The 16,895-nt window shown below is 60.2% G+C and carries 17 protein-coding genes, 2 pseudogenes and 1 other annotated feature; of the genes and pseudogenes, 16 read left to right on the forward strand and 3 right to left on the reverse strand.

All coding sequences use genetic code 11. From position 1 onward, the window contains the following. Positions 1-48 precede the first annotated feature (48 nt). The 4 genes and pseudogenes from NLM33_RS41025 to NLM33_RS41040 all read left to right on the forward strand — a co-directional run. Positions 49-375 (forward strand): hypothetical protein, encoded by a 327-nt coding sequence (locus NLM33_RS41025; protein ID WP_254104105.1) that lies wholly within the window; start codon positions 49-51, stop codon positions 373-375. 48 nt (positions 376-423) lie between these two features. Further along, positions 424-567: a hypothetical protein gene (locus tag NLM33_RS41030; RefSeq protein WP_254104107.1), complete on the forward strand. Its 144-nt coding sequence runs from the start codon at positions 424-426 to the stop codon at positions 565-567. Between the two features lie 104 nt (positions 568-671). Further along, entirely contained in the window at positions 672-812 is a 141-nt protein-coding gene (locus NLM33_RS41035; RefSeq protein ID WP_254104108.1) for a hypothetical protein, read from the forward strand. 157 nt (positions 813-969) lie between these two features. After that, positions 970-1,104 (forward strand): annotated as a pseudogene (locus NLM33_RS41040) (transposase); the annotation flags it as partial. 142 nt (positions 1,105-1,246) lie between these two features. Here the strand turns inward: NLM33_RS41040 and NLM33_RS41045 are convergent. Beyond that, positions 1,247-1,591 (reverse strand): group II intron maturase-specific domain-containing protein, encoded by a 345-nt coding sequence (locus NLM33_RS41045; protein ID WP_256570589.1) that lies wholly within the window; start codon positions 1,589-1,591, stop codon positions 1,247-1,249. A 131-nt stretch (positions 1,592-1,722) separates the two neighbouring features. Here NLM33_RS41045 and NLM33_RS41050 point away from each other — a divergent pair. Beyond that, positions 1,723-2,954, forward strand: a protein-coding gene (locus NLM33_RS41050; protein WP_254094988.1) for an IS3 family transposase whose coding sequence is annotated in 2 segments (ribosomal slippage) — positions 1,723-2,014 and positions 2,014-2,954 — 1,233 coding nt in all. Because the reading frame shifts where the segments join, the coding sequence is not laid out codon by codon here. Further along, positions 2,007-2,123, forward strand: a sequence feature (AL1L pseudoknot). Its footprint overlaps the gene before it by 117 nt. Positions 2,955-3,242: 288 nt before the next feature. Here NLM33_RS41050 and NLM33_RS41055 read toward each other — a convergent pair. Beyond that, complete coding sequence (locus NLM33_RS41055; protein ID WP_254104112.1) at positions 3,243-3,542, reverse strand: hypothetical protein; 300 nt, start codon at positions 3,540-3,542, stop codon at positions 3,243-3,245. Between the two features lie 280 nt (positions 3,543-3,822). Between NLM33_RS41055 and NLM33_RS41060 the strand changes: the two genes are divergently transcribed. The 5 genes and pseudogenes from NLM33_RS41060 to NLM33_RS41080 all read left to right on the forward strand — a co-directional run bounded on the left by NLM33_RS41060 (position 3,823) and on the right by NLM33_RS41080 (position 8,139). Continuing rightward, positions 3,823-4,314, forward strand: a complete 492-nt coding sequence (locus NLM33_RS41060; RefSeq protein ID WP_254104113.1) for a calcium-binding protein — start codon at positions 3,823-3,825, stop codon at positions 4,312-4,314. A gap of 723 nt (positions 4,315-5,037) precedes the next feature. Then, positions 5,038-5,154 (forward strand): annotated as a pseudogene (locus tag NLM33_RS49990) (transposase); the annotation flags it as partial. A 124-nt stretch (positions 5,155-5,278) separates the two neighbouring features. Then, the gene (locus NLM33_RS41070) at positions 5,279-5,449 is read left to right on the forward strand and encodes a hypothetical protein (RefSeq protein WP_254104115.1); all 171 of its coding nucleotides are present in this window, start codon (positions 5,279-5,281) and stop codon (positions 5,447-5,449) included. A gap of 78 nt (positions 5,450-5,527) precedes the next feature. Beyond that, a complete protein-coding gene (locus NLM33_RS41075; protein WP_254104117.1) occupies positions 5,528-6,961 on the forward strand; it encodes an SNF2 helicase-associated domain-containing protein in 1,434 nt (477 codons plus the stop codon). After that, positions 6,898-8,139, forward strand: a complete 1,242-nt coding sequence (locus NLM33_RS41080; RefSeq protein ID WP_371930055.1) for a DEAD/DEAH box helicase — start codon at positions 6,898-6,900, stop codon at positions 8,137-8,139. The genes NLM33_RS41075 and NLM33_RS41080 overlap by 64 nt, the downstream gene beginning before the upstream one ends. Here the strand turns inward: NLM33_RS41080 and NLM33_RS41085 are convergent, their stop codons facing one another. Continuing rightward, entirely contained in the window at positions 8,140-8,346 is a 207-nt protein-coding gene (locus NLM33_RS41085) for a cold-shock protein (RefSeq protein WP_254103045.1), read from the reverse strand. A 744-nt stretch (positions 8,347-9,090) separates the two neighbouring features. Here NLM33_RS41085 and NLM33_RS41090 point away from each other — a divergent pair. The 6 genes from NLM33_RS41090 (at position 9,091) to istA (ending at position 16,884) form a co-directional block, all read left to right on the forward strand. After that, positions 9,091-9,438: a hypothetical protein gene (locus tag NLM33_RS41090; RefSeq protein ID WP_254103044.1), complete on the forward strand. Its 348-nt coding sequence runs from the start codon at positions 9,091-9,093 to the stop codon at positions 9,436-9,438. 49 nt (positions 9,439-9,487) lie between these two features. Continuing rightward, positions 9,488-9,931: a DUF1842 domain-containing protein gene (locus NLM33_RS41095; protein ID WP_254104121.1), complete on the forward strand. Its 444-nt coding sequence runs from the start codon at positions 9,488-9,490 to the stop codon at positions 9,929-9,931. 370 nt (positions 9,932-10,301) lie between these two features. Further along, a complete protein-coding gene (locus tag NLM33_RS41100; RefSeq protein WP_254104123.1) occupies positions 10,302-11,507 on the forward strand; it encodes an HlyD family secretion protein in 1,206 nt (401 codons plus the stop codon). A 176-nt stretch (positions 11,508-11,683) separates the two neighbouring features. Next, the gene (locus NLM33_RS41105; protein ID WP_254104125.1) at positions 11,684-13,477 is read left to right on the forward strand and encodes a glycosyltransferase; all 1,794 of its coding nucleotides are present in this window, start codon (positions 11,684-11,686) and stop codon (positions 13,475-13,477) included. Between the two features lie 30 nt (positions 13,478-13,507). Then, entirely contained in the window at positions 13,508-14,575 is a 1,068-nt protein-coding gene (locus tag NLM33_RS41110) for a cache domain-containing protein (RefSeq protein ID WP_254104127.1), read from the forward strand. 767 nt (positions 14,576-15,342) lie between these two features. Continuing rightward, positions 15,343-16,884 carry an IS21 family transposase gene (istA, locus tag NLM33_RS41115; protein ID WP_254104129.1) on the forward strand — a complete coding sequence of 514 codons (1,542 nt, stop codon included), beginning with the start codon at positions 15,343-15,345 and terminating at the stop codon, positions 16,882-16,884. Positions 16,885-16,895 lie beyond the last annotated feature (11 nt).

The raw sequence follows: 16,895 nt of genomic DNA on the forward strand, positions 1-16,895 counted from the left end.
GCCGCGCGCAACATCCAGCGTCGTGCGGTCGAAGCCATGATCTGGAGCATGCCGGCCGTGAATGCCGATTTGATGCTTGAGACCATGTTCAAGAAGGCGCAGATAAGGGGGCAGGCTGGCAAATACCTGATCCTGCCGCCGGGCAGCGAGGTTCCATCGGGACAGATCGCTCTTCAATCCGACGCGTTCATCGGCTTTGCGCTGCGGCGCTCCAATCTCGCCAGCCACAGTTACGCGGACGTCGCCAAGTCGGTCGCCTATGGCAAACAGATCAAGGTCTATCCGCTCGCGAAAAACCGCCACCGCCCAATTTCACCGACGCCTATGACGTCCTGTTCGATTCCACGATCCCCTCAATGCGAGTTTCTATCGTAGCCTCGATGCGTGCAGAACCAACCACCCTGGCTCGACCGCGACCGCGCCATGATCGATCAACTCGCGGCCATCGGCATCGAGAAGGGCAAGACGTTCAATCCGGCTCAGAAGACGGTCATGTTGCTCGACCAGGCGGGGCACGCGAGGCGCATGCGCTGCTGGCGCAGGTCTATGACGCGGGCTTCCCGGTGATCAACCCCGGCATCCGCAGGTTTCCTGCCGCGCTCTCGGAGATGGTGAAGGCGGCGAGCGGTAGCTACGGCGACCCAAATGCCTATTCGGTCGACACGTGAGGGGTGACCTACACCTTGGGCTACACCAGCACCAAGTGGCTCGGTACGGCGCAGTTCTATCTGAGGGCTAACAAGGACAAGGACGGCCAGGATTTCGATAGCCGCTGGGACATGCGATGGAGCCGCGGCTCGACGATCCCGTGATCACAGCCATCGCGCAGCGCCTGACAAGACGCTCGGTGTGAATGCCGATCGAAAAATGACCCCCATCGGCGTCGTCGGGACCCCTTCAGGCATTTGATTTCATGCAATTGAAATGATGGGACTCCAAGCCGATCATGGTTGAGACCCCACGCCAAAACACAATGCCGCAGAAAGAGCGCTGCGCGGCGTGGCTGTGGGCAGGCGCAACTGGACCTTTGCGGGCAGCGAGCGCGGCGCTCAACGTTGCGCCGTCATGCTGACGATGATCACTACCTGCCGTTTGAACGACGTCGGTAGGGTCGAGGGCCGGCGCGACGCACGGCCAATCATTCATGGCCGTGCACGTTTCCAGCCCCCTCCACCTCGCACGCAGCGTGCAGATTTCCCGCACTGCGCGCCCCCATTTCGCTTCACTTCAAAGCTTATGAGACCTATCACGCTGGGGCCGCTTTCGCCGCGCCGTATTCCACCTTGTAGCCATTGAACAGCTTTAAGGTGTTATACAACCACGGACTACTCCACAGCTTCCAACCGAAGCCCTGTCGTTTCCGAGCGTGCGCCAGATGGCGCCTGACCTTCTTCTCCAGCCACTCTTTGATGTAGCGAAAGCACTCGCTTGAGTGCCCGACCGCGAAGTAATTCACCCACCCCCGGAGCTTCGGATTGATCAGGCTTATCACCCTATCAACCGGTTGCGACCGGTGTCGGCGAAACACCTCCTTCAAGTTCCGCAAAAGCGCCGTCCGCTTCTTCAGCTTTGGCGTATACTGCGGTCGCATCACTCCGCGCAGACTGCAGAGATAGCGAAAGTCGAGCCGATCACGCTGCCCTCCTCGTGTGCATACGAGGAATCGGGGAAGTGAACCGCCACGGGTTTGCCGGAGGCTCCAACTCCTGAGAGGATGGAGCCATGACAAGCAAGACGACGAACAAGTTTTCACCCGAGGTCCGGGCTCGTGCGGTTCGGATGGTTCTGGATCATGCGAGCGAGCACCCGTCGCGGTGGGCGGCCGTGACCTCGATTGCGGCCAAGATCGGCTGCACACCGCAGACGCTGCACGACTGGGTCAAGAGGGACGAAGTCGATAGCGGACACCGGGCCGGCGTTCCGACCGACATGGCCGAGAAGCTGAAGGCGCTGGAGCGGGAGAACCGTGAGCTTCGGCAGGCGAATGAGATCCTGCGCAAGGCGAGCGCGTATTTTGCGATGGCGGAGCTCGACCGCCGGTCCAAGCCATGATCGCCTTCATCGACGATCATCGTGGGGCGCATGGGGTCGAGCCGATCTGCAAGGTCTTGCCGATCGCCCCTTCGACCTACCACGCCCATGTGGCCAGGCGGCGCGATCCTGCCAGGCTGTCGGCGCGCGCCAGGCAGGACGCTACCCTGAAGATCGAGGTTCGGCGGGTGTTCGATGAGAACTTCCGGGTCTATGGCGTGCGCAAGGTCTGGCGGCAGCTCGAGCGGGAAGGCTTCGATGTTGCCCGCTGCACGGTGGCGCGACTGATGCGGGACATGGGTTTGCAAGGAGTCATCCGCGGCAAACCCGTCAAGACCACGATCAGCGACAAGGCCGCGCCATGCCCGCTGGATCACGTCAACCGCCAGTTCAGGGCGCCAAGGCCGAACGTTCTTTGGCTCTCCGACTTCACCTATGTCGCGACCTGGACCGGCTTCGTCTACGTCGCCTTCGTCATCGATGCCTACGCCCGCAGGATCGTGGGGTGGCGGGTCTCGCGCACGGCGCATGCGGGCTTCGTGCTCGATGCGCTGGAACAGGCCCTGCACGATCGCCGGCCGGTCCATCGCGGCGGGCTCGTGCACCACAGCGACAGGGGCAGCCAATACGTCTCGATCAAATACACCGAGCGTCTGGCTGAAGCTGGTATCGAACCTTCTGTCGGCAGCGTCGGGGACTCCTATGACAACGCTCTCGCCGAAACCATCAACGGCCTCTACAAGGCCGAGGTGATCCATCGGCGCGGGCCATGGCGCAGCTTCGAGTCCGTCGAGTTCGCGACGCTGGAATGGGTGGACTGGTTCAACAACCGAAGGCTCCTCGAGCCCATCGGCAACATCCCGCCGGCCGAAGCCGAGCAACGCTACTACGCCATGCTGGAACAACCCGCCATGGCGGCATAACTTAAACCAAATTGCCTCCGGCAAACCCGGGGCGGTTCAAAGCGTATGTTTGGAATGCATTGAGAAAGGAGGGAAATGTGATGAGCCTGCTTCCTGCTGGGAGGAAGCATGAGCCCAAGCGGCGGTGACCTGCTGTCAACTGGCAGGGTGACGTAGCCCGCAGGTAAAGGGGATTGAGGCGAAACCGTTACGCCGAGATGGTTCCCGAGGCTGAGTGTCGGAAGGTTGAGGAACACGAACCGGTTCATCCGCGTCTTTGGGCTGAAATGTCGCCACCGCCTACACGGTTTAACAGGCGGAATGCTGAATGGTGTCGAAGGATATGTAGCCGGAGGCACCCGAACGCGAGCGTACAGGTAAGGCGTCTTGCGTGGGCCGAGGCGAGAACACAGCCAAACCTGAGGCAACGGCATCGACTTGCAGCAAGCAAGGGAAAAGGCTGCGACCGGCAATCTCACCGATGCGCTGGTAGTCCAACATATGAACGAGGGAAGGCATGAGCGGAATGGCAAGGGAGTTGCCCCCGATGTCCGCGATGTGGGTCATGATCGGAATCACGACGGCGGGGTGCGAATGCTGATCGAACATTGCCCCCCATCGGCGTCGTCGAGACCTTTCAGGCCGTTGATTTCATTGATTTGAGATGACGGGACCCCTACGCCGATCATGGTCGAGACCCCACGCCGAAACACGCTCTGCTCGCGCCAGCTTTGCATAATGGTCCACAATTTAGGCGGTCCATCGCATCCGCTTTGAAACTCAGTGTGCGGTCAGGTTACCGTCAGACCCGATCTGTATGCTGCTGGAAGTTAGAGCGCGGTCACTTCCGTGACCGCTCGCATGCAGATACAACACAGGAGAAAGACCTATGCCTGTAATCCGAGGCACAAACTCCGACGATCACTTGAATGGAACGCCCGACAGAGACTATATCGATGGCCGAGGTGGGAACGACTGGCTCTCTGGTGGCGCGGGCGCCGATGATTTAGAAGGCAATAAGGGCAATGATGCGCTCTCTGGTGGTGACGGTGACGATTATCTGTACGGCGATGAAGGCAACGATACTCTGTTCGGCAATCAGGGCAACGACAACTTCATCTTCACGAGCGGGGGCGGCAAGGATACCGTGAGGGACTTCACGATGGGGGACAAACTGCACATCGCGGATGGGATCAATAACACTAACATTCATACGGTTGCTAACGTTGTCGATCACATCCACGCGGTTGGCCCGGACACCACGGTTGTTGACCTCGGAAAGGGCAATTCGATCACGCTCTCCAATGTAAATGCTAACGATGTTCAGCATCACCCGGAGAATTATTTCTCCATCTCGCATATCACCGATCTACTCATCTGACTTGCTCGGTCAGCTTGGGCAGGCCGCGAGGTTTTCGTCCATGCCGTGATCGACAAGGCGGACGGCGTTGTTTTCCGCTGCACGCTGGATGGATCGGAGTCGCAGCGTTTTCTGGAGATCCCATCCTGGATGTTCGATCGCGCGGCATGTGCCTGCGGTTGCTGCCTGACGGCAGAGCCCTTTGTCAGCCTGGAAGCGCTCAACGCGTTGTCGGCGCTACTCGATTCAGTGGTCAAGAGCGCGGCATCATCATTGAATGAACCGCTTTGCGGTGCATGCGGAGTCTCTCACCACCAAAATCGGGGAGAGGCTCATGGCAAGCAGGACGGCGATATCGGCGAACCCGGTTCGGCGCAACCGGCGGTTCGGCATGCATCAGATGGGCCTGTTCGCGGGTGGCATCGCGCACAGCGCCGTTGGGGTCAGAGTGGCGGGAGTTGCCGAAGGAGGCGCAGGATGCGCTGGTGAACCGTAAGCGGCGTGTCTCCCGCACCTTGTTGCTGTTGAGCAGATCGGCAATATGCGTTCCGTCTTGACGAGGGCGGTTTGCATAGATGATCGGGCGTGTTATCGCAGCGACGGGTTCGGCGGCGCTGGAGCGACGAGGTCAAAGGACGGATCGTCTCGGAATCCTTTGTGCCGGGCGCGATCGTCTCGGACGTCGCGCGGCGCCACGGTCTGTCGCCGCAGCATTTGTCGATCTGGCGCAAGGCGGTGCGCGACGGGTTCCGACAGATCAAGCAGGCACGCGGCTTCCGCCAGTTCCTGTTGCCGGGCCTGGCAAACGTGCGTGCCGAATGGGCGATGATCTGCACCGCCCACAACCTCGTGAAGCTCGCTAACCTCGCAAGGCCGCATCAGCGGGATTTCGTGTCAAAATGCGCCAACCAGAAAGCTATCTGGACGGGTTCCTAGCCATGTGCGTAAGCTGAGCTGTTCGCAGTTTATTTCCGAGGTGAGGCGCATGTTCACGCCGAATGAGATTGGCGCACAGTTGATGCATATCGAGCGTTCGCAAAACGAAAGGAACGTTGATGTTTTGGAGGAGCATGATCCGGCCGCAGTCGCGGAGTGCGTTCAGCAGTTCATGCTAGTCAAGGAATTGCTGACCGCGCCCATGCTCGGTACTTCGTGACAGAATGGTGAATTACTTCTCGATGTGGCGAGTGGCTCCCAAAATCGTGGACATTTCCGGTCGCAAGGTCTCACCGTCATGATGACGCTGGAACCCGTTCTTACCCCGCATGGTTTGCTGACGCTGCGACAAACGGCGCAAGCTCCTGCGTTGGAGCCCGATCAGGGCTTGCGGCTGGAGAAAGCATTTTTACGGGGCTCTGGGCACGGATCGTTGTGGCTCGGCGCCAACGAAGTCGGGACGGTTCTCCCACCGGTGTTGTCGTATTGGCGAGAGCTTGGAATGCGCTACATGACTGCACTGTGCGTTCTTCCTAATATTGGAGACGGCCGTATCAAGCCACCTGTGCCGATTCCCGCCGATAGCGAGTTGGACACGATGGCAGCGGTCGTTCCGCCCATGACCGGCGCGGAATATTTGTCAGCGGCTGTCCTTGCCGATCTTTGGCGAGGTATGGATGCGGCCTTTGATGCCGAGCTGCTGCAAGCCAAGCTCTCCGTGCAGGAGTTTCTCGAGAGTCGTCATCCGGCCTGGAACCTGGTTGGACGCGTTTATTTTAACCTTGCGGAGAACCGGAAGGACGAGGAGGCCCCGTTCGCGTTTCTTGCGACCTACACGACCCGGCTTTCGGCTGAGGCCAGGGCCCAGCATCTGCCGCTCGGCAAGGCCTTGCAGGAGTATGCCGGCGCGAGAAACCGCGAACGCCTGCTGTCGCTGCTGATGCCCGTCCAGCGCGCCTCCGAGAGGTGCCTCTGGCTGAAGACCATGGTCGATGCGGGTGATATCTTTCACCCGCTGCGCTGGAGCCCACAGCAAGCTCTGCAATTCCTCAAGGATGTTCCCGCGCTCGAAGGCGCCGGGGTGATCGTGCGGATGCCAGCGAGTTGGCGCATGAACCGCCCGGCGCGCCCGCAAGTGAAGGCGACAGTCGGGGGCAATGCGCCATCACAAGTAGGAATGGACGCACTGCTCGACTTTCAAATGGAGGTGACGCTCGGGGGCGAAAGCCTCTCGAAGGCCGAGATCAAGCAACTCCTGGCTCATTCCGACGGATTGGCCTTCATCCGCGGCAAGTGGGTGGAGGTAGATCATGAACGACTGAATCGCACGCTTGAGCAATTTGAGGCCATCGAGTGCCGCGCCGCTGCCCATGGTCTTTCGTTCGGTGAGGCGATGCGCATGCTGGCTGGGGCTGGCATTGTCGGAGATGAGACTGCTGGACCAGCCGGCGTTGACTTGAGCCAGACCGTGGCCGGCCCCTGGTTGGCGGAGAAGCTGGCCTCCTTGCGCCATCCCGATCGGTTGTTGCGGGTCGGTCCCGGTCAAAATCTTCGGGGCACGCTGCGACCCTATCAGCAGTCGGGTGTGCAATGGCTCTATCTGCTGACGCAGCTCAAGCTTGGGGCCTGTCTTGCCGACGAATGGGGCTCGGCAAAACCATCCAGGTCTTGTCGCTGCTGCTGGTGCTCAAGAACGAGGCGAAGGAAAATTGCAAGCCGTGCCTGCTCGTAGCCCCCGCCTCTTTGTTAGCCAATTGGGCCGCGGAGATTGGTCGATTTGCGCCAAGCTTGAAAACAGTCGTGGTCCATCCATCGGCTGCCCCGTCCGAGAAACTGAACGCATACAGTGCGGACGAATTCGCAGACGTCGATCTCGTAATCACAAGCTACGGCTTTCTGACGCGCACGCCTTGGCTAGAAGCTACACCGTGGCAGTTTGTGGTGCTCGATGAAGCACAGGCCATCAAGAACCAGGCTGCCAAGCAGACAAAATCGGTCAAGAGGCTCAAGGCAGAAATGCGCATTGCGCTGACCGGCACGCCCATCGAGAATCGGCTCGGTGACCTTTGGTCGATCTTTGACTTCATCAATCCTGGCCTGCTGGGATCGTCGAAGGACTTTTCGGCATTCGTCAAACGCCTCGCCGACCGGCCACATAACTCTTACGGTCCGCTCCGCGATCTGGTGCGCCCCTATATCCTGCGACGGCTGAAGACCGATAAGAGCATCATTGCTGACCTGCCCGACAAGACCGAGGTGAAAACCTTCTGCCCATTAAGCCGCAAGCAGGCGGCGCTTTATCAGCAAGCGGTGGCAGAGCTGGCCAGCCATCTCGAAGAGGTCGATGGAATAAAACGAAAAGGCATCGTCCTGGCTTTTCTCATGCGGTTGAAGCAGATCTGCAACCATCCATCGCAGTGGCTCGGGGACGGCCGGTGGTCCGAGCACGACAGCGGCAAGCTCGGCGTCTGCGCGACATCGCGGAAGTGGTTGCTTCTCGGCAGGAAAAGGCACTTGTCTTCACCCAATTCAGGGAGACAACGGCGCCGCTTGCGGCGTTCCTCGGGTCCGTATTGGGAAGGCCCGGCCTTGTCCTGCATGGCGGGACGGAGGGTGCGCCAATTTCAGGAAGACGAAAACGTTCCGTTCTTCGTGCTCTCGGTCAAAGCAGGCGGCACCGGGCTCAATCTTACCGCAGCCTCGCACGTCATCCATTTCGACAGGTGGTGGAATCCGGCTGTCGAAAATTCGGCCTTACAAACCCGAATTGCTCAAGCTCCTCCCGAAAGCGCGGACAACGAACCTGCAAACCGTGCTGCCGTGGCTCTACTGCACCTACCATCAAAAGCCCGACACGGACATAGACGCAAAAGACGGCGAACAACCGTCAGTCCAACGCGGCGGGCGTGATCAGACCCGCAGGTTTTCAGCGCTGTTCTTGCCACGCTTGGGGTCGACTTTGACTTCATAAGAAATCTTTTGGCCTTCTGCCAACCCAGAGAGTCTAGCGCGTTCTACGGCGCTAATGTGGACAAAAATGTCGTTTCCGCCGTCGTCTGGAGCGATAAATCCGTACCCCTTTTGATCATTGAACCACTTCACAGTACCTGTTGCCATACGATCACGTCCTTTGCCGCTGCGCCCAGTCCGAGCGCGGGTGGGTAATGGTGCCGAGAAACAGAGCAATTGGCGTGCCGGACCGAAAATGCTGATCCCACAGTGATGGTGAGCATCGGGTCGACGTCAATGGACGCAAAGCTGACAACCGTGCGCGACTGCTAACATTCTCAGGCTAGCTCGATCAGTGTCGATTACTCGAAGGCATCACACGGCGGGATCGGTAAACGTCCGGTTCGCCTCACTGGGCTCCCATCACCCGCCGCTCCGGATCAGATCGGTACGTCTTCGAGACCAGCACAGAACGCCGAGTTCTCGATGAATGACATCGAATGTGAATCGGCGATTGCCGCGAGGTTCTGCAACGGCATGATGCGAGCGCCGTGTGCGGCAGTTGAATGTGCTCGACCCGATTAGCTCGCATATAACCGGGTTGTCTTAGGCTGGTCGCGCAGAAGGTTGACGCCGGTGTCGTCGTATTCATCCGTGTCAGGTCGATGACACAATATCCGCAACTCGACGCTGAGCCGCGGGGCTCGCACCAGCGAGACTGCACCTTTCTGTCGCCATTAAAGCTTTCACTGCGCAACTTTTTCAGGTGGCACACTCATTGCTAGTTAGGTCCCAGATCCCTGCTGGAATGAACGCGTTTGCGGCCGCCGGCGGACACCAGCCCAGCGCCGCACTGGTCATTAGGCGGCGGGGATGGCTGCGCGGCGTCGCCAGCTCAGCAGGAGGAGAATCATGGGTTTCTATCAGACGGAGCCGTTTAACACGGCAAAAGCCAGCTTCATCCACGGACCCGACGGATTCGGGCTATTTCTGGTCGAGGTTGAGGGTGATGCGCCGAACTTCACGACAGGAATTGCCCTAGTGCGCGATCCGCATTGGGTCGGCGGCCTGAAGATCGACGTGATGGGCTGGACGGGACCGCTCGGTGAAGGGTCCACGCCCTTTGCGGTCAAGGGCAGCTTCCCCGGCCATTATGTGCCGCAAATCGTCGTGTCCGGTAGCAATGGCACGCGCCTGATTCCGGTGAAGGCGATCCCGGCGGAAGAATCTGACGACTACGTGCGGCAGTTGGCCGGATGACCACAGCCGATCACCCGATCAATCCCCTTAAATAGGAAAGGATAGCTCTATGCCGGATACGACAACCAAAGACCACGTCGGATTGTTTCACGCCTGCTATCAGATTGGCGAAAGCCGCCCCGGAGGCAGAATCTTCAAGCTGGATCTGGTTGTCGACACGCCGAACAGGCGGATCCAAGGCTTCGGCAGCATCACCCAAGCTGTTAATCCGCCGCTCGATGTCACCACCTCCCTGCAAGGCAATTACAGCCAGCTGCCGACGCTCCCGCCGGCTCCGGCACTACTTCTAGTACTCCTTACTGGCTACCCGCCAATCCACTGGCCGACGCATGGCGGGCTTGGACCGCAGATTCTGCCCAACGTCGATCTGCGCATGACCCTGGTCCCGAACTGGCAATCGGGAATCGCCTCCTACCGCTATCGCAGCGGCCACGGCGATTGGCAGGAGATCGAGGCCGCGCCGGTCAAGCTGGTGTCTCCAGCCATCGCATGAACGATGGGCGGCGGCGATCAAGGTGAGAACGACGACTCGCGGCTGCCGTCACAGAAGAAGGCGCCGAGAGTGGCCGACACGGTTTTGTAAAGGACACCAAGCGCCTATCAACGTCCCTCGTTAGGGAAACGATTAATTGCCTAGAACGGAGTCTCGCACTGCAGGCAAGGCAACCAGGGAACAACACATGTCAATATGGACCACCCAGAACTAGAGTCTTGCGTCCTTTGGGGCGAGCGATGCGATTGTAACGGCAAAACAAAATCGCACTCAAAGTCAGGCTGAATTAGCGAGTTCGCTTGCTTGCTTCCACAAGGTCACCTGTAAGTTGCCTTACAAAAGGCGCTGGGAATGCGGTTGGAAGTCTCGCATGAAGCTCGTACGTGTGATCATTGGCTTGGTTCTCCTGGCCGGCGGGCTGTACGTCATCATCGGCGAGCACTTCGCTGGAACTTCGGCAGACGCCACGGTAAATGCTCGACTTTACGTCGTGCGTGCCCCGATCGACGGCCGGGTAACGCTCGCTGTCAAGAGCATTGGGACGCGCATAAACGCGGGGGAACTCGCGGCTGAAGTCACCGATGAGCGCTTCGATATCGCTCGACTTCTTGAGCTTGAGCGCGAGCGGGACAATCAACGCATCGAACTCAAACGGATTGCGGGGCAGCGTGACGCGCTATCGCGGTCGAGAGCCGGATTTGATGCGCAGTCAACCGACTATCAGCGTGGCAGGATTCGGCAGATTGAGGCGCGGATCGCTGAGACGAAGGCGACGCAGGATGCAGCAGCTGCACGCCTGCGCGAGGCGGACGCCGAATTCAAGCGCGCCAATGAATTGAACAATCGCGGCGTTCAGACGGTGGCCAACCTGGATCGGGCGCGCGCGACCTTCGATGTCGCGCAGCAAGACCTGGAAAGCGCGCAGCAGCGGGTCAACTATTTCGAGACGGAACTCGCCTCGGCCCGCACCGGCGTCTTCATAGGTGAATCCTACAACGATGCCCCCTTTTCGACGCAGCGCATTCGGGAACTCGATCAGCGACTGGCTGAACTGCATGTCGACGAGGAGCAGATCAAGGCGCGCATCGCTCAATTCGATCAGCAAATCGATGCCGAGCGTCTGCGCGTCAATCGGCTGACGTCCGCGACGCTCAGTGCCAAGGTCCCGGGTCTGGTCTGGGATATCCTGGTGGACGATGGCGGGTATGCACGGCGCGGACAAGACCTGGTCAAGCTCGTCGACTGCAACAGCCTCGTCGTCACCGCGGGCGTATCCGAATCGCTTTATGACAGCGTTTCCGTCGGCGCGGCGGTGCAGTTTCGGCTTTTCGGCGACGAGCGAATTTTCGATGGAACCGTCACCCGGCTCGGCGGAGCCGGTGCGTCGCCGCTTTACGCAAATCTCGCGGTGGGGCCCAGTCCGCAGCATCTGCAGCGCTTCGACGTGACAGTGACTGTGCCGGGCCTCGCACAACAAGCCGATCTTGGCTGCGCCATCGGGCGCACCGGGCGTGTTGTGTTTTCGAGCGGCCCGATCGCCCAATTCCGTCGCTTTCTCACACGGTACGGCCTCTAATGCTTCTGCTATCGCCACTCCTCGCCGCCCTAGCCTTAGGCGCCGTCATCATCGGGCTCCGCCTGACGGTTCTCCCACTGCTTAACCCAAGTCGATGGTACTGGCGCACCCTTCTGCTTGGAATGGCGGCGCTTCTCTCATGGCGCTACGTTGTATGGCGGTTTACCGAGACCTTGGTGCCGCTTGACTGGACCCCGGATGCCCTGGTCAGTTGGGGCTTCGCAACTCTCGAGGGCCTGACTGTTCTCTCCTCGTCAATCGCATTCGTGATCCTCTCGCGGGTGAGGGAGCGCACGGCAGAGGCCGACGAATACGCAGGATGGTGGTCACCTGGAGAAGCGCCAAGCGTAGACATCTTCATCACGACCTACAATGAACCGCTTGAGATACTCGAGCGGACAATCATCGGGGCCAAAGCCGTGCGTTTTCCAAAACTTCGCGTCTTTGTCCTTGACGATGGCCGCAGGGACTGGCTCCGGCTCGCCTGCGAGCGGCACTCTGTGGGATACATTGCGCGCTCCGACAACGCGCACGCCAAGGCAGGAAACATCAACCACGCACTTGCCGAGCGTGCCCGGGATCCAGATCGATCGGATTTTGTCGCCATCCTGGATGCGGACTTTATTCCACACGTCGATTTCATCGACCGCACAGTGGCGCTGTTTCACGATCAAAGTGTTGGCCTGGTTCAAACGCCACAGCACTTTTTCAATCCGGACCCGATCCAGCACAACCTCGGCATCAGCGCCGGGTACCCGGATGAGCAACGACACTTCTTTGACAATGTGGAACCGGCAAGGGATGCCTGGGGAATCGCGATCTGTTGCGGCACCTCGTCCGTGATGAGGGTGCGAGCAATACAACAGATCGGCCTGCTTCCGACGCAAAGCGTGACCGAGGACTTCCTGCTCACGCTCAAGCTCGCCGAAAACGGATGGCAAACCGTCTATCTCAACGAACCGCTGACCGAGGGTTTGGCTCCGGAGGGACTCAAGGAATACATCATCCAGCGGGGCCGCTGGTGCCTCGGCCTGATGCAGATTGTGCGCAACTGCTACAATCCATTTGGTTCCCATCGATTAGGTTTGATGCACCGAATCAGTGTCATCGATTCCGTTCTCTATTGGCTAACAACCTTTCCCTTCCGCTTGGCGAGTCTGATTTGTCCGCTTCTGTACTGGTGGCTCGGTATTACGATCATGAATGCCTCGCTCGTCGATATCATCAGATACTATGTCCCGTACTACGTCATGGTCCTGGTGGCCCTGAACTGGCTCTCGAAGGGGCTGTTTATCCCCATTGTCAACGATACGGCGCAGGTGATCGCCGCTTGGCCGATCTGTCGGGCCGCGGCGATCGGTCTCTTGACGAGAGGACCGCATAGATTCTCGGTGACAGCCAAGGGCGGCGACAGAACGAGGGTCGTCGTCCAATGGTCATTGATGCAACCGTTTCTAATCCTGCTTGGATTGACCCTTGGTGGCCTGATCGTGCCGCTGAATTCCGATTTCGTCTTCAATACCTCGTCGACAGCCAGCGACGGTGTCGCCATCGTTCTGTTCTGGACGGTCTACAACGTCCCAGTCTTGCTGGTGGCGATCGCGGCGTGCATCGAACGACCCAGATATAACCGACCGCAGCGCCAGGTGCTTGAACCGATCACGTTGACGATCGGAGATGATCGACACCGTGGCTGGCTCGTGAATCTCGGGCCGGAAGGCGCTCGCATCAGCGGACCATTCGGTCTTTCGGTAGGGGCGATAGGCAAACTGACCATCCCAGCTATCGGCGATGTCGAGGCGCGAGTTCTTGCGGTAACTCGTGACGGTTACCGGCTAAGATTTTCGTCGAGCACCGAACAGCAGGCCCAAATTATCAAAAAGCTCCACACCGCCCGGGCCCTTCCGGGATCCGATCGCGGCGACCTCGTTCGCATCATCCGCGAGTTGGCCCGGGCTCTGACCCGTTGAGGAGGCGTGATGGCGAACAGACGAATGAGCTTGCGCACGCTCGTGTTCTTTGGCGGTGCAACGTTGATGCTGGTTCCGGCTATGGTGACCGCGACATTGTACGCCGCGATCTTGGAGCAGCGCGGCGAGGAACTGCAGGTCGAAAAGTTGACAACCCGCGGCGAACTGAGCGCGAACCTGCTGGCGCGCCGCATCTATGGGGTTTGGATGGACGTGGCCCGACTGGCGGAGCTGATCGATCCTACTGACCTCGCGAACGCTCGCGAGCACATCCAATTCCTGAGCCGCCTGGATAGCCGCTACTCATGGCTCGGCATAGCCGATCTTGAGGGAAAGGTGCTGGCGGCCAGGAACGGGATGCTTGAGGGCGCAAGTGTTGCGCAGAGGCCATGGTTCAGACGCGGCCTGGATGCGCCGGCTGCGGTCGATGTCCACGAGGCGCAACTCCTGGCAAGCCTCTTGCCTGCGTCCCCTGAACCCTATCGGTTCGTCGATCTGGCTGCACCCGTGCGGCATGATAGTTCCGTTGTCGGCGTGATCGGAGCGCACCTCAATTGGACATGGGTGGAGGAGGGGATGGCTGCTTTGCAGCCGCCTGGAATCGATGTGCTGCTGCTGTCGCGGGACCGAACCGTGCTGTTTGGCCCGACCGATCTCGTCAACAAGCGGCTAAGCGTCGGCTCAGCGCTTGCCGCCAGCCGCGTCACCAGAGCGTTTTCGAACGAGCGGTGGCCTGACGGCAAAGACTATTTCACAGTGATCGTTCCGAGCATTGGTTTTGCAGATCTTCCGAGCTTCGGCTGGTCTCTCCTGGTCCGACAGAACGCCGACGACGCCATGTCATCAACCCGCGAACTGATCCGATCTTTCTGGATCACTCTCGGCGCTGGCGCGGTTGTCGCGCTGGCGCTGCTCCTATGTGCCGCCCAATGGATCAGAACGCCGCTGCGCCGGCTCTCGGAATCCGCCGAGGCCATCCTGCTCGATCCTGACTCGCCTCCGCCGCACCAGGAGACCAGGTTTGAGGAAGCGGCAAGGCTAAGTGATGCGCTGGCTCACGTGCAGTCCAAGCTGATGGGGCGTCGCTCCAACTCGTAGTTGCAGTCCCATGAACGAGAGTGGAGCAGCGCCGTGACTCGAACGATGATAGGAGGGACCTTTGTCAAGCGCGCTTGACATTGTGGGCCGCGCCTTTCGTTGGATGCCCCCTGCATGGCAATCGTCGCGCTTCGCGGCCGCAGGAGTGGCCGCGACCAGGCGTATTTCCCGCATCACCGCACGGCCCGCTTGACGTCGGCACGCGCGAACGGCCAGTTCTGGAGCGCATCGTCCGTCAAATCTCCGGCAACGGCCAACGCAGCCCAGCCGCCGCGGCGCGCGTCAGATTGTCCGGACGTTACTGCCGGCGATCCCCAGCATTGCCGCAATCTCGCGGGCGCTGCTTCCGCCTCTGGCACGCCGCAGCACGCAGCATCTGTCTCAATTGTCTCATGGTCAGTCTTCTCTTTGCCGGCATCAAGCTCTCCTCGTTCGCCACGAGGCGCTTGATGCCAAAGTTGCTGACCCAGGGCGGGTTCGCGGCCTCTCCCGCTTCATCGGCTCCGCATCAATGCGAGACCAGACGACGTGCGAGTGTTTGCGCCCAATCTCTTCATGGAAGCCACCCTGTGTTTCTGCCCCCTTTCGCGATGGTGCATGTTTCGCGGGATCGTGAGCACGGATTTCAGAGCATCGTGAGCAGAGATTTCAGACGATCGTGAGCACGGATTTCGCGGGATCGTGAGCAGTTTTTCAATGGCTCAGCCCGCTTCGGCCGACAACTCAACCGGCTTAGGAACTGCCTCGTCAGTGAACGAGGAAGGCCGATGCCCACCCAGAGATTGTCGATGCGCCGGATCAAAGAGGTTCTCCGCTTAAAACATGTTCAAGGCTTGCCGGAGCGAGCCATCGCGCGCACCCTGGGCATCAGCAACGGTGCCGTACACAGCTATCTGCGCCGAGCCGGGGCTGCCGGGCTGAACTGGCCGTTGCCGACGGGAATGACCGACGAGGACGTGGAGCTGCTGCTTTTCCCTGCGCCGAAGCCTGCGGCGCTGAGCCCCCAGCGGGCTGTTCCCGACTGGGGCTATGTCGACAAGGAGCTGCGTCGGCGCAACGTGACCCGCCGGCTGCTGTGGGACGAGTATCGCGCCACCCATCCCGATGGCTTCGGCTATACTTGGTTTTGCACGACCTACGAGGCCTGGAAGGGGCGGGCCCGACCTTCGATGCGGCAGACCCATCTGGGCGGCGAGAAGGTTTTCGTGGATTTCGCCGGCGACACCATCGACGTCATCGCCCCCTTAACCGGGGAAGTGCAGCCGATGAAGCTGTTCGTCGCGGCTATGGGCGCCTCCAATTATACATACGCCGAGGCCTGCCCAACCGAAGGGCTCGCTGACTGGATCCGGGTCCACATCAACCTTTTCACTTTCCTCGGCGGCGCGCCGACGTTCGTGGTCTGCGACAATCTGAAGGCCGCTGTCACCAATCCCGATCGCCACGACCCCGGCCTCAACCGAACCTATGCCGAGATGGCGAGCTATTACGGCACGGCCATTCTCGCAGCCCGGCCGCGACGCCCAAAAGATAAGGCAAAGGTCGAAGTTGCGGTGCAAGTCGCGCAGCGATGGATTCTGGCGCGGTTGCGCAACCAACGCTTCTTTTCGTTGGCGGAGCTGAACGCAGCAATCAAAATCCTCGTCGTCGAACTCAATGCCCGGCAGATGCGCGACTTTGGTGCCAGCCGTGCCGAACTGTTCGCCGACCTCGACAAGCCCAAGCTCACAAAGCTGCCGGACCTGGCCTACGCTTTCGCGCGCTGGAAGCGATGCCGGGTCGGCCCCGACTATCATATCGAGATCGACGGACACTGGTATTCCACGCCGTATCGGCTCATCCGTGAGCTTGTCGATGCGCGCATCGACGATAGGACGGTCGAGATCTTCCACAGCGGCCGCAGGATCGCCAGCCACGCCCGCGCGCCCAACCGGCGGGGCCACACCACCGTCACCGAGCACATGCCCAGCGCCCATCGCCGCTACGGCCAATGGACGCCCGCCAGAGTGATCGCCGCCGGCGATCGGATCGGCCCGTCGACCGCCGCCTTCTTCCAGGCGGTGATCGCGGCCCGGCCACATCCCGAGCAAGGCTTTCGCACCTGCCTCGGCATTCTGTCGCTCGTCAAAAGCTACGGCGCCGAGCGCGTCGACGCAGCCTGCCGGCGCGGCATTCTGATCAAGGCGCGATCCGTCGCCTCGATCCGCTCCATCCTCCAGAACGGCCTGGATCGCACCTTTCTCGACGAGCCCTCCGAACACCAACCCCTGCGCCACGGCAACATCCGCGGCCGGGATTATTTCCACTGAAGCCAAGGAGA

The sequence above is a fragment of the Bradyrhizobium sp. CCGUVB1N3 genome, assembly GCF_024199925.1.
Taxonomy (GTDB): domain Bacteria; phylum Pseudomonadota; class Alphaproteobacteria; order Rhizobiales; family Xanthobacteraceae; genus Bradyrhizobium.

Coding starts and splice junctions, on each gene's coding strand:
- NLM33_RS41025 (WP_254104105.1), top strand. CDS start 49: ATGCCGGCCGTGAATGCCGATTTGATGCTTGAGACCATGTTCAAGAAG.
- NLM33_RS41030 (WP_254104107.1), top strand. CDS start 424: ATGATCGATCAACTCGCGGCCATCGGCATCGAGAAGGGCAAGACGTTC.
- NLM33_RS41045 (WP_256570589.1), bottom strand. CDS start 1,591: ATGCGACCGCAGTATACGCCAAAGCTGAAGAAGCGGACGGCGCTTTTG.
- NLM33_RS41055 (WP_254104112.1), bottom strand. CDS start 3,542: ATGTTCGATCAGCATTCGCACCCCGCCGTCGTGATTCCGATCATGACC.
- NLM33_RS41060 (WP_254104113.1), top strand. CDS start 3,823: ATGCCTGTAATCCGAGGCACAAACTCCGACGATCACTTGAATGGAACG.
- NLM33_RS41070 (WP_254104115.1), top strand. CDS start 5,279: ATGTTCACGCCGAATGAGATTGGCGCACAGTTGATGCATATCGAGCGT.
- NLM33_RS41075 (WP_254104117.1), top strand. CDS start 5,528: ATGATGACGCTGGAACCCGTTCTTACCCCGCATGGTTTGCTGACGCTG.
- NLM33_RS41085 (WP_254103045.1), bottom strand. CDS start 8,346: ATGGCAACAGGTACTGTGAAGTGGTTCAATGATCAAAAGGGGTACGGA.
- NLM33_RS41090 (WP_254103044.1), top strand. CDS start 9,091: ATGGGTTTCTATCAGACGGAGCCGTTTAACACGGCAAAAGCCAGCTTC.
- NLM33_RS41095 (WP_254104121.1), top strand. CDS start 9,488: ATGCCGGATACGACAACCAAAGACCACGTCGGATTGTTTCACGCCTGC.
- NLM33_RS41100 (WP_254104123.1), top strand. CDS start 10,302: ATGAAGCTCGTACGTGTGATCATTGGCTTGGTTCTCCTGGCCGGCGGG.
- istA (WP_254104129.1), top strand. CDS start 15,343: ATGCCCACCCAGAGATTGTCGATGCGCCGGATCAAAGAGGTTCTCCGC.